Source organism: Chitinimonas viridis (assembly GCF_030409555.1).
GTDB lineage: Bacteria > Pseudomonadota > Gammaproteobacteria > Burkholderiales > Chitinimonadaceae > Chitinimonas > Chitinimonas viridis.
Window position 1 is genome coordinate 818,452 of the sequence record NZ_JAUFPU010000018.1, and the last position, 11,234, is coordinate 829,685.

Genomic DNA, 11,234 nt, shown 5'->3' on the forward strand with positions numbered 1-11,234 from the left:
ATAGACGGCAAAACGGCCCATCTTGCGAGGGGCCGTTCTGTTGTAGCGCTAAGTCTGCTTAGACGTTGTAGGCCTTTTCGCCATGGCTGGTGACGTCCAGGCCTTCGCGCTCTTCGTCTTCGGGCACGCGCAGGCCGATGACCAGATCGACCAACTTGTAGGCCACCACCGACACCACGGCCGACCAAACCACGGTGAGCAGCACGCTCTGGGTCTGTATCCATACTTGCGAGGCGATGGAGTAGTTGGGGGCCACAGCATTGGTGACATAGTCCCACACACCCAGGCCACCCAAGGCCGGGTCGGCAAACACACCGGTGAGGATAGCACCCAGGATGCCGCCCACGCCGTGGACACCGAATACATCGAGGGCATCGTCAGCACCCAGCAGGCGCTTGAGACCATGCACGCCCCACAGGCAGATCACACCCGCCGAAAGGCCAATGGCCATGGCGCCGCCGACACCGACAAAGCCGCAGGCCGGGGTGATGGCCACCAGGCCGGCCACGGCGCCCGAAGCGGCACCCAGCATGGAGGGCTTGCCCTTCCAGATCCATTCCACGCCCATCCAGGCCACGGCGGCCAGCGCGGTGGCAACCCAGGTGTTCACGAAGGCCAGCGCGGCGATGCCGTTGGCTTCCAGTGCGGAACCGGCGTTGAAGCCAAACCAACCCACCCACAGCAGCGAGGCGCCTATCATGGTCATGGTCAGGCTGTGCGGGGTCATGGCTTCCCTGCCGTAACCCACGCGCTTGCCGACAAAGTAGGCACCCACGAGGCCGGCCACGGCGGCATTGATATGCACCACGGTGCCGCCGGCAAAATCCAGCGCACCCTTCTGGAACAGCAAGCCAGCGGTGAGCAAGGCCTTGGCACCGGCTTCTGCATCGGTGTAGGCATCCGGGCCAGCCCAGTACCACACCATGTGAGCCATGGGCAGGTAGCTGAGGGTGAACCAGATCACCAGGAAGGCCAGTACGGCGGAGAACTTGGCGCGCTCGGCAAAGGCACCGACGATCAGGCCGCAGGTGATGGCCGCGAAGGCACCCTGGAACACGATGTAGATGAACTCGGACAGATAGATGCCCTTGGACCAGGTGGCGGCCAGCGAGGTGTCGTTTACCCCCTTCAGGAACAGCTTGGAGAAGCCGCCGAAGATGGCGTTGCCCTCGGTGAAGGCGACGCTGTAGCCATAGGCGACCCACAGCACCGAGATCAGCGAGAACACCACGAACACCTGCATCAGCACGCTGAGCATGTTCTTGGAGCGCACCAGGCCACCATAGAAAAGCGCCAGGCCGGGAATAGACATCAATATCACCAGGGCGGCAGCGACAAACACCCAGGCGTTGTCAGGCTTGCTCAAGGTGGGCGCGGGTGCAGCAGCCGGAGCGGCCGCCTCTGCCGGTGCGGCTGTCGCCGCTGGAGCAGGCGCCGCTTCAGCGGTGGTGGCCGGCGCTGCAGCGGGTGCTTCAGCTGGGGTAGTCTCCGTCACGGCGGCGGCCGCAGGGGCGGCGGCCGGCTCTTCGGCCCAGGCGATGCCCAGGCTCATGGCACTTGCCAGTGCCAGCGCGGTAAACAGTTTTTTCATGGGTCAGTCCTCCCTTGCGGGCTTACAGGGCGTCTGCGCCGGTTTCACCGGTGCGGATGCGGATGACTTGTTCAAGATCAAAGACGAAGACCTTGCCGTCGCCTATCTTGCCGGTATTGGCCGCCTTCTCGATGGCCTCGATCACCTGCTCGAGCAGGTCATCCTTGACGGCAATCTCGAGCTTTACCTTGGGCAGGAAATCGACCACGTATTCCGCACCGCGATACAGCTCGGTGTGGCCTTTCTGACGGCCGAAACCCTTGACCTCGGTCACGGTAACGCCCTGCACGCCTATGGCGGACAGTGCCTCCCTGACCTCGTCAAGCTTGAACGGCTTGATGATGGCGCTAACGAACTTCATCTTCGCTCCTTAAGGTGGTGAACCAGTGGATACCTCGGTAGGGTAGCGTTAGCATGGGCCGTGCCATGTTTATGTTGTCTATTTATTCAAGCACTTACTCTTAATGTCGGCGCGTGCGCCGTGGGATCTGCACTGCTTTGGTGCGATGCAATGGTCGGCCGCCTATCGCTGGTGCGGCGGGCCGCCGTAACGGTGGTTTGCTAGACTAGAGGGTGACGAGATAACGCCAGGAGTAAAACCATGCTAGCCCAACGCCTGTTTGATGAAGTCAGCGGCAAACTGTCCGAAGTAATGGCCGCCGGCCCCGCCAAGGATATCGAGAAGAATATGCGGGCCGTGCTGACGGCGGCCTTTGCCAAGCTGGATCTGGTGACCCGCGAGGAATTCGAAGTGCAACAGGCCGTGCTGGCCAAGACCCGCGAGACCCTGGTGGCACTGGAAAACCGCATCGCCGCGCTGGAAGCCCGCTCGGGGGCCGTCAGCGACGCGGTGAATCCTCAAGACGATTTTTGAGGGTCTGTCTAAACTGAGGCCATTGATGGCTGTTAGGGGCGGCGCTGTCTGAGCCGCCAGCATGATTGACACCCGGGTTTCCCCTGGGGCCAGCACCACGATGGTCCCAACCTTGGCGCTTGCCGCTGCATGGCAGGTGCTAGCCCAGGCTAGCCGCCTTGCGCTGGAACACATAGACCGCAGCACCCAGCTCGGGCGGCAGCACCAACCGGCTGAGCGCCGGATCTTCGGCCATGTCGAAATGCTGCTGCTCGCGGTAATCGGCCCAGTTGCCGGTGATGAACTGGGAGCGGCTGCCGATAACGATATAGGTCTCCACGCTGCGGGTGCGGAATACCTGGCGCTCGAAACGGTTGTTGGCGGGCGGCCAGGAGCAGATCACCACCTGGGGCGACTGGCTCAAGGCCTCGCGGGCGTCCATCCTGCTGACCGAGTCGGGGTATTGGATGGCGCCGTGCCAGCTGCCATCGTCGCTAGGCTGTACTGCCACGCCCTGTTGCTGCAGAAAGCGGCTGAGGGTGCCATCACCGGCAGCGATTTCCACGCAGTGGCGGCCGGCAATCAAAGCGGCCAGTGCCTGTACCAGATCGGCCGAGTAAAAGCAGTAGATGCCGCGCTTCTCCACCAGCGGCATCAGCCGGCGCCGCTGCCATAGCAGGGGCCACAGCAGGCGGAACCAGAACAGCGACACCGGCTTGCGTTCCAGATCGCGCTTGAACAACAGCCGCTGTGCCACCCAGCCGTTGAAAAGATTGAAGCGTACCCTGCCCTGCTGTACGCCGGTGGCTTGCGAGAAGGCGTACTGCCGTATCGCCTCCTCGGTCATGGCATGGCGTACCTGCTGGGCCACGAACAGGGCAAAAGCACGGCCATCGCGCTCGCCGCTGAGAAAGTTCTGCTGCATGCGGCGGCGCATGGCGGCTTGCTCCACCAGCGATTTCAGCTCGCCCGGGCGGCGCCGGGCGATGGCTGCGGCCAGCTCGGCCTGCACCTCGGCCCACTCGGCCGGGTGGGCGGCGCATAGCTCCGCCAGCCGTGGCCGGCCCTGCAGCCACTGCCAGGTCTGCTGCGCGCTACGCTGGCCGGCCGGCATCGTCAGCGCTTACAGTTTGGCAAAAACACGCTGGGCCGCCGCAACGGTAGCCTCGATATCGGCATCGCTGTGGGCGGCCGAGACAAAGCCGGCTTCGTACAGGGCTGGGGCGATATACACACCTTCGTCCAGCAGGCCGTGGAAAAAGGCATTGAAGCGTGGCTTGTCCGTCGCCATGACCTCGGCGTAGGTCTTGGGTGGCTGGGCATTGAAATAGACGCCGAACATACCGCCCACCGCATCGGCCGAGAAAGTCTGGCCAGCGGCCTTGCCTGCAGCTGCCAGGCCATCGGCCAACTTGCGGGTCTTGGCACCCAGGCTGTCGAAGAAGCCGGGCTGGCGTATCAGGCCCAGGGTGGCAAGGCCTGCGGCGACGGCGACCGGATTGCCCGACAAGGTGCCGGCCTGGTAGACCGGGCCCAGCGGCGCGATCTTGGCCATGACATCGGCGCGGCCACCAAAGGCGGCCAGCGGCATGCCGCCGCCAACGACCTTGCCCAGGGTGGTCAGGTCGGGGGTGATGCCATGCAGGCCTTGGGCACAGCCCAAGCCCACGCGGAAGCCAGTCATCACTTCGTCGTAGATCAGCAGGGCACCGTGCTTTTCGGTCAGGGCACGCATGGCGGTGACAAACGCCTCGGACGGCCGCACCAGATTCATGTTGCCGCAGAAGGGCTCGACGATGATGGCGGCAATCTGCTCACCCTGGGTGGCGAAGACTTCCTCCAGTTGGGCGACATCGTTATAGGTCAGCACGATGGTGTGCTCGGCCACCGAAGCCGGCACGCCGGCGCTGGAAGGGTTGCCGAAGGTCAGCAGGCCGGAGCCCGCCTTGACCAGCAGGCTGTCGGAGTGGCCGTGGTAGCAGCCCTCGAACTTGATCAGCTTGTCGCGGCCGGTATAGCCGCGTGCCAGCCGGATGGCGCTCATGGTGGCTTCGGTGCCGCTGGACACCAGGCGCACCTGCTGCATGGACGGCAGCATCTCGCACAGCAGGTCGGCCAGGTCGATCTCGGCCTCGGTAGGGGCGCCAAAGCTCATGCCGGTGGCGGCCGCCTTCTGTACGGCTTCCACCACGGCCGGGTGGGTATGGCCCAGGATCAGCGGGCCCCAGGAGCCGACATAGTCGATATAGCGCTTGTCGTCCGCATCCCAGACATAGGCGCCGGCACCACGGGCAAAGAAGCGCGGGGTGCCGCCAACGGCGCCAAAGGCTCGCACGGGCGAGTTCACGCCGCCGGGGATATGGCGCTGGGCGCGCTGGAACAGTTGTTCGTTCTTGCTCATGGTCGATCCTGTCAGTTGATTGCTGCCGGTACGGTGGCCACGCCCCCGGTGGGTGCCGGCCGCCGTACGCTCGTGGGCGGGTATGCGGTGTATCAGCGGGCTGTCGTCCGCCATGTTCAGCCGCGCCCCCAGGTGGGCCAGGGGTAGCGGCTCAGATGGGCATTGGTGTAGCGCGGGTCCTCGGTCACTTCCTCGCCCAGCCAGTCGGGCCGCTCATAGGCCTCGGCCTCGTCGGACAACTCGATCTCGGCCAGCACCAGGCCGGCATTCTGGCCGGAGAACTCGTCCACCTCCCAGACATGGCCGCCCAACGCGATGCGGTGGCGGCGTTTCTCCACCAGCATGGGGCACATGGCACTCATGATGGTTTCCGCATCGGCCAGCGGGATGGGGTATTCAAACTCATGGCGCGACACATTGCTGATATTGGCCTTGAGCGTCAACCAGGCCTGGTCGCCCTTGATACGCACCCGCACGGTGCGCTCACGCTCAACCGACAAATAGCCCTGCTTGAGCCATTCACCTTCCGCCAGGCCGCGCCAGCCCTCATTTTTGAGCAGGAAGCGGCGTTCTATCTCTTTTGCCATGATGTCATTCCAGTTGTGCGGCGAGCTTGCGGGCAGCCTGTTGGGTGGTGTTGAGCTTGTCGCCGTAGTGATTCATGGTGGACGCACCCACGCAGATCACCATCTTGCCAGCCGGGTTGTAGGCCCAGCGCAGGGCGGGGTCGCAATAACCAGCCGTGGCGGGGTCGGGGTTGGCGACATCGGCATAGATATCGCGCAGGTCGTTCAGGGTGGCATTGGGCTGGATAAACCAGTCGGCAGCCTTGCTGGCCCAACTAGCCTGACCCGCCTGCATTTTGGCTTCTGCGATCCCATGGGCGAAAAAGCGCAGCTCGCCCTGCAGATTGGTCTGTAGTACTTGACCCATGTCCAGTTTGGCAAGTCGCTGCAGCTGGCTAGCAGTGGCTGCAGCCAGGGCGGGCTTGAGCTCGGGTTGTTGCAATGCCAGTTGTTCCAGCAGCTGCAGCTGGCTGCGCAGCTGGGCATTGGCCACCATTGCATCGATCAGCACGGTGCTGCTCTCCAGCACGGTAGTCCAGAAGCGCAGGTTCTGCGCCAGTACCGCCAGGCTGGCGGTATCGCCAGGCTGGCGGTATCGCCATCACGCAGGCGCAGTAGCTGCTCGGCTGTAGCCAATTGCTGCAGCCTCTGCGAAGAGGAGAACAGCAGCGATTCCTCCGGTGCCACATTGTGGTAGCCAGGTGCGGCAATCAGCCGGTAGTAGCGCTGTAGCGCCGCCTGCTCGCGGGTGATCAGCGCGCGGTAGCGCGCCTCATCGCGATAGACCTGGGCTAGCTGCTCGGCGGGCTTCAGCCCCTGCCAGCGGGGCAGGTCGTTGATGCTGTGACGCTTGAGGGCAGGTAGGGCGGCCGGCACGGTACCAGCTTGCTGCCGAGCAGCACTGACAATCAGCTGCGCCACTTTCAAAGGCTCATCGGTGACCACGTTCAGGGTCAGCAGATAGTAATAGCCATTCTCGGCATCGCTGACGCGATTGGGTGGCGTGACCAGCCAGACCTGGGTTTCCGGCGTCAGCTCGGTGTCGAAGCCGTTGATCAATACGATGACCAGCAACAACAGCAGGATAGTACCGAGCAGCCAGGCCACGGCCTTGAACAGGCGGCGGATAAGAGTGCGTAGCATGCCGGGCTCAGAACGGTTTGACCACCACCAGGATGACGATGGCCATCATGATCAGGGTGGGAATTTCGTTGAACAAACGATACCAGCGATGGCTGCGCTGGTTGCGGCCGGCGGCAAAATCGCGCACCAGCTTGCCGCAATAGGCATGGAAGCCGATCAGCCCCATGACCAGGGTCAGCTTGGCATGCATCCAGCCGGCTGCCATCCAAGGCCGCAGCAGCCAGAGGCCAAACACCAGGGCCAGCACGCCCAGCAACGTGGTGAAGCGGAACAGCTTGCGCTCCATCAGCGCCAGTTGCGCCTGGGTGGCCGGGTCGGTCGCCATGGCATGGTTGACGAACAAGCGTGGCAGGTACAGCAGGCCGGCCATCCAGCTGATGACGAAGATGATATGTAGGGCTTTGACCCAGAGCATGGATATTCCTGAAAAGTGGGGAAGCTAGGGCCGGGCGCGCTGTCCCGGTCTATGGGCGCCGTGGGCTGCAGCTTTAGAGCGGCTAACAAAACCCAGCGTAGCGGTTCTGGCTAGGCGTGCGAGCGCAGGCGCGCGCCGCAGACAGTACATGGGTACGGCAAGCTCGCACAACAACGCCAGAAGGGTTTTGTTAGCCGCTCTTAGCGCCGTTTGCGGGCCTCGTCGTACAGTGGCTGCACCCGTGGGATCAGCGCTTGCAGCTCGTGTATGCGGGTCTGGTTGGAGGGGTGGGTGGAGAGAAACTGGGGCGGCTGGCCCTGGCTGGCCTCGGCCATCTTCTGCCACAGGGTCACCGCGGCTGCCGGGTTGTAGCCGGCACGGGCCGCCAGCTCCAGACCCATGGCATCGGCCTCGGTCTCGTTCTGGCGGCTGTTGGGCAGGTTGACAGCCAGCTGGAAGCCATCCAGGCCCAGATCAACATACTGGTCGTACTTGCCCTTGGTCAGCAGCGAGATGCCCTGGGCCAGCAACTGCTGGCTGTAGACCTTGCTCATGCGCTCCCGGCCATGCTCACGCAGGGCATGGGCCATCTCGTGGCCCATGATGGCGGCAATTTCGTCGTCGCTCAGCTTGAGCTGGTCGATGATGCCGGTAAAGAACATGATCTTGCCGCCGGGGGCGCAATAGGCGTTCAGCTCGGGGCTGCTCTCGACATTGACCTCCCATTGCCAGTTGGGTGCATCCTTGCGGAACACCGCCACCTGCGGGATCAGCTTGTCGGCAATGGCGCGTACCCGCCGGGTGGCCTTGGCATCGCGGTTGAGCTTGCCCTTGCTTTCGGCATCTCGCAGCGAGGCGGCATAGGATTGGGCCGCCATCTTGTTGACCTGCTCGTTGGAGAGCAGCGAGAACATGGCTTGCTTGCGTTCCACTCCCACCGTTCCGCTCTCGGTGGTCTGTACCTGCTGGCAGGCGGCGAGCAGCAGGGCAAGGCACAAGGTGGTCAGTCTGGGGAATCGGCTGGGGGTCATCACATTACTCCTGCATCTATCGGGGATTGCCAAGTACAGTGCAGGCCTGCTGCCTGCGATGGTCAAATGTTCTGTATGCAATTGATACTAAAGAAAAACCATATGCTCATCACCCAGCTGTAGCCAGGGCGAAGCGCGTGTCATCTGCGGTCAGCGGCCATATTTTTCGGCGTACTTGATGCGGTCAAATTCAGATTGGGTCTTGGCCAGTTCCCTGGCTTGGTAATAGCGGCGCTCGCTAAGCAGGCGGTTGAACATGGCCTGTCGTTCCCGCTCCAGCCGGGCGATGGCATCTGCCTCATCGCGCTCGCGTTGCCTATCCCGTTCGCGTTCCTCGCGCTCGCGCTCCGACCGCTTGCGCGCCTCGTTGCGTTCCTTCTCGTCTTGCGCCCGCTCATACTCGCGCGACACCTTGCGGTTCCAGTCGGCGTACTCCCGGTCGCGCGCCTCTATTGCCAGGCGGGCAGCCCTTTGCTCGGCCGTCTCCATGCCATCCTCGGCATAGCGCTCGCTGGCCATGACGGCGGCTTCCTGCTCATTGGCCCGACGGATGGCCTCTTGTTGCATGCTCAAGGCCCGTTCCTGCATGGCCTTCACATTGGTCTGGTAGGCATCCAGGGTGGCCTGCTGGCGCCAAGCAAAGTACAGGTAGCCCACCACCAGCAGGCCCAGCAGACCGACGCCAACCTTGATCAGCGGATTGCTGCCCAGGCTGTGTGATGTCCGCACCGAGGGCGCCGGCTCGCTTTGCAACACGACGCGCTGGGCCTGCCCGGCCTGCAGGCTGGCATCGTAGACCGAACGCCGCAAGGGGTTGGAAAGCAGTTGGTAGACCTCTTCCAGCTTTTGCAGACGCGACTCGCGCACGCGGCTGTCTACCACCTCGGCCAGCACTTTCTGCATGGCGATAAAGGCAGCGTCCAGTTCTGCCTGGCTGGCCTGGGGGCCGACACCGAGCAAGCTGTAATAGGTTTTACCTTGGGTATGGGACATGGTACGGGGCTCGGATTCCGACGGTTTGACGGTGCTGCTAAGGCTTGGTGCCAGCGCGGGACTGCTCCTGCTTGGCCTTCTCGGCCACCTTGGCTGCTTGCCAGTGCCAGCCTGCATAGCCGCCTATCAGCAGCACGCCTGCCACGGCCAACCCGATGATCACAGGCTGTTTATTGCTGCGGGTGCCTGGCCGAGCCGCCTTGGCCGAGGATGCTCCTATCACCACGGTTTGGGCTTGACCTGCCTGCAGGCTGGCATCGTAGATGGCGCGCCGCGTGGTGTTCGACAGCAGCTGGTAGGCTTCCTCAAGCTGGTGTTGGCGTGCTTCGCGCGCCTTGATGTCGATGATCTCGGACAGGATGGCCTGCATGCTGCGATAGGCCGCATCGAGTTCCATCTGGCTGGCGCTGGGGCTGACGCCCAGCAGGCCATAGTAGGTCTTGCCAACAGGTCTGGTCATGGTCTTTGGTTAGATCTCGACCATTTCAAAGTCTTCCTTGCGGGCGCCACAGTCCGGGCAGGTCCAGTTCATGGGGATGTCTTCCCAGCGGGTGCCGGGCGCAATATTGTCGTCCGGGCTGCCGGCAGCTTCGTCATAGATGAAGCCGCAGATGAGACACATATACTTTTTCATGGGGTTTAGTCGGGTTGGGGTGGTGAATGGGATAAAATTCTACCGTATATAGACTCTATCCTCGATTCCCATACCTCATGACAGACGCTCCCCCCATTGTTCTGGTGCTGGCCGGCAACGATCCTTCCGGCGGTGCCGGATTGGCTGCCGATATCCTCACCATCTCCTCGCTGGGCTGTCACCCGCTGCCGGTCGTCACTGCCATCACGGTGCAGGACACGGCAGGCATGGAGGGCTTCCTGGCCATGGAGGCGGAATGGGTATCGGATCAAGCCCGCTTCGTGCTGGAAGACATGCAGATTGCGGCCATCAAGGTCGGTGTGCTGGGCAGCATGGAGAACCTGACCGTGCTGGCCGAGATTGCGGCTGACTATCCCGACATACCGCTGATACTGGACCCGGTGTTTGCCACTGGCGATGGCAGCGAGTTTGCCGACGAGGACATGGTGAGCGCCATGCGTGAGTTGCTGCTGCCGCATACCACGGTGCTGACCCCCAACAGCCTGGAAGCCCGCCGGCTGGCTACCGATGACCCGGACGAGCAGGATGGGCTGACGGTGGACGAGGCCGCCCTGCGCCTGCGCCAGTTTGGCCCCGAATTCGTGCTGGTGACCGGCACGCACGAGCTGACGCCCAATGTGACCAATACCCTGTTCGGCCGTGCCGGGCGGGTGCGCAGCGACAGCTGGGACCGCCTGCCCGGCAGCTACCATGGCTCGGGCTGCACCCTGGCGTCGGCGCTGGCTGCCTTCCTGGCCAATGGCCTGGAGATGTCGCAAGCCGCCCGCGAAGCCCAGGAATACACCTGGCACTCGCTGAAGAATGGCTATCGCCCCGGTATGGGGCAGTTCATCCCCGACCGCCTGTTCTGGGCACGGGGCAAGGGCGACGAGGATGAGCCGGCGTGAGCACGGCTTACTTGCCGCGTGGGCTTTATGCCATTACCCCGGACTGGACTGATACCGACCGTTTGTTGACGGCGGTGGAGCAGGTGCTGGCGGCGGGCGCGGTGGTACTGCAGTACCGTAACAAACTGGCCGATGCCGACCTGCGGCTGCAGCAGGCACAGGCCTTGCAGGCACGCTGCCGGTACCACCACGTCCCCTTGATCATCAACGACCATCTTGAGCTGGCCCTGGCTATCGACGCCGATGGCCTGCACCTGGGGGGCGATGACGGCGAGCTGGCGGCGGCGCGCCGGGCACTGGGGCCGCAACGGTTGCTGGGCGCCTCCTGCTACAACCAACTGGCCTTGGCGCAGTCTGCCCAGGCGGCCGGTGCCAGCTATGTGGCCTTTGGCGCGGCCTATGTCTCGGCCACCAAGCCCTCGGCAGTGCAGGCGCCGCTGGCGCTCTACCAGGCAGCCTGCGCCCAGCTGGATTGCCCGGTGGTGGCCATAGGCGGCATCACCCCGCTCAACGCCGGCCCCTTGCTGGCGGCAGGCGTACCGAGCCTGGCGGTCATAGGCGGCTTGTACGAAGGCGGACAGCCAGCTGAGCGGGCCGCAGCCTATACGGCCCTGTTTGAACATAGCTAAACGGCCGCACCCGGACTGACGGTGTGGCACGAAGCAGCAAACGGCCCAGCTGACCATCAAGTCAGGCTGG

Annotated in this window: 15 protein-coding genes; 3 read left to right on the forward strand and 12 right to left on the reverse strand. The window is 63.6% G+C overall.

Going from position 1 to position 11,234, the window contains the following annotated elements:
- Positions 1 to 58: 58 nt before the first annotated feature.
- Together amt and glnK are read right to left on the reverse strand one after the other, a co-directional pair.
- Complete coding sequence (amt, locus tag QWZ03_RS16720; protein WP_290333757.1) at positions 59 to 1,591, reverse strand: ammonium transporter; 1,533 nt, start codon at positions 1,589 to 1,591, stop codon at positions 59 to 61.
- Between the two features lie 22 nt (positions 1,592 to 1,613).
- Positions 1,614 to 1,952 carry a P-II family nitrogen regulator gene (glnK, locus tag QWZ03_RS16725; RefSeq protein ID WP_284195426.1) on the reverse strand — a complete coding sequence of 113 codons (339 nt, stop codon included), beginning with the start codon at positions 1,950 to 1,952 and terminating at the stop codon, positions 1,614 to 1,616.
- 240 nt (positions 1,953 to 2,192) lie between these two features.
- On the opposite strand from glnK, the gene QWZ03_RS16730 reads away from it, so the two are divergent.
- Positions 2,193 to 2,465 carry an accessory factor UbiK family protein gene (locus QWZ03_RS16730; protein WP_290333759.1) on the forward strand — a complete coding sequence of 91 codons (273 nt, stop codon included), beginning with the start codon at positions 2,193 to 2,195 and terminating at the stop codon, positions 2,463 to 2,465.
- Positions 2,466 to 2,604: 139 nt separating this feature from the next.
- On the opposite strand, the gene QWZ03_RS16735 is transcribed toward QWZ03_RS16730, so the two are convergent.
- The 10 genes from QWZ03_RS16735 to QWZ03_RS16780 form a co-directional block, all read right to left on the reverse strand.
- Positions 2,605 to 3,558, reverse strand: coding sequence for a hypothetical protein (locus QWZ03_RS16735; protein WP_290333760.1), 954 nt, complete (start codon positions 3,556 to 3,558; stop codon positions 2,605 to 2,607).
- Between the two features lie 9 nt (positions 3,559 to 3,567).
- A complete protein-coding gene (hemL, locus tag QWZ03_RS16740; RefSeq protein ID WP_284195792.1) occupies positions 3,568 to 4,845 on the reverse strand; it encodes a glutamate-1-semialdehyde 2,1-aminomutase in 1,278 nt (425 codons plus the stop codon).
- A gap of 116 nt (positions 4,846 to 4,961) precedes the next feature.
- Positions 4,962 to 5,432 carry a CYTH domain-containing protein gene (locus QWZ03_RS16745; protein ID WP_290333762.1) on the reverse strand — a complete coding sequence of 157 codons (471 nt, stop codon included), beginning with the start codon at positions 5,430 to 5,432 and terminating at the stop codon, positions 4,962 to 4,964.
- Between the two features lie 4 nt (positions 5,433 to 5,436).
- On the reverse strand, positions 5,437 to 5,922 hold the full coding sequence (locus QWZ03_RS16750; RefSeq protein ID WP_290333763.1) for a hypothetical protein: 486 nt from the start codon (positions 5,920 to 5,922) through the stop codon (positions 5,437 to 5,439).
- A complete protein-coding gene (locus QWZ03_RS16755) occupies positions 5,916 to 6,554 on the reverse strand; it encodes a hypothetical protein (RefSeq protein WP_290333764.1) in 639 nt (212 codons plus the stop codon). Before QWZ03_RS16755 ends, QWZ03_RS16750 begins: the two co-directional genes overlap by 7 nt.
- A 7-nt stretch (positions 6,555 to 6,561) precedes the next feature.
- Positions 6,562 to 6,969 carry a CopD family protein gene (locus QWZ03_RS16760; RefSeq protein ID WP_290333765.1) on the reverse strand — a complete coding sequence of 136 codons (408 nt, stop codon included), beginning with the start codon at positions 6,967 to 6,969 and terminating at the stop codon, positions 6,562 to 6,564.
- Positions 6,970 to 7,169: 200 nt separating this feature from the next.
- Positions 7,170 to 8,000: a M48 family metallopeptidase gene (locus QWZ03_RS16765; protein WP_290333766.1), complete on the reverse strand. Its 831-nt coding sequence runs from the start codon at positions 7,998 to 8,000 to the stop codon at positions 7,170 to 7,172.
- 150 nt (positions 8,001 to 8,150) lie between these two features.
- Positions 8,151 to 8,993, reverse strand: a complete 843-nt coding sequence (locus QWZ03_RS16770) for a hypothetical protein (protein ID WP_290333767.1) — start codon at positions 8,991 to 8,993, stop codon at positions 8,151 to 8,153.
- A gap of 37 nt (positions 8,994 to 9,030) precedes the next feature.
- Positions 9,031 to 9,453: a DnaJ domain-containing protein gene (locus QWZ03_RS16775; protein ID WP_290333768.1), complete on the reverse strand. Its 423-nt coding sequence runs from the start codon at positions 9,451 to 9,453 to the stop codon at positions 9,031 to 9,033.
- A 9-nt stretch (positions 9,454 to 9,462) separates the two neighbouring features.
- The gene (locus QWZ03_RS16780; RefSeq protein ID WP_439954229.1) at positions 9,463 to 9,615 is read right to left on the reverse strand and encodes a rubredoxin; all 153 of its coding nucleotides are present in this window, start codon (positions 9,613 to 9,615) and stop codon (positions 9,463 to 9,465) included.
- 89 nt (positions 9,616 to 9,704) lie between these two features.
- Between QWZ03_RS16780 and thiD the strand changes: the two genes are divergently transcribed.
- Both thiD and thiE read left to right on the forward strand, forming a co-directional pair.
- On the forward strand, positions 9,705 to 10,535 hold the full coding sequence (thiD, locus tag QWZ03_RS16785) for a bifunctional hydroxymethylpyrimidine kinase/phosphomethylpyrimidine kinase (protein WP_290333769.1): 831 nt from the start codon (positions 9,705 to 9,707) through the stop codon (positions 10,533 to 10,535).
- The gene (gene thiE / locus QWZ03_RS16790) at positions 10,532 to 11,164 is read left to right on the forward strand and encodes a thiamine phosphate synthase (protein ID WP_290333770.1); all 633 of its coding nucleotides are present in this window, start codon (positions 10,532 to 10,534) and stop codon (positions 11,162 to 11,164) included. Before thiD ends, thiE begins: the two co-directional genes overlap by 4 nt.
- Positions 11,165 to 11,234: the final 70 nt, after the last annotated feature.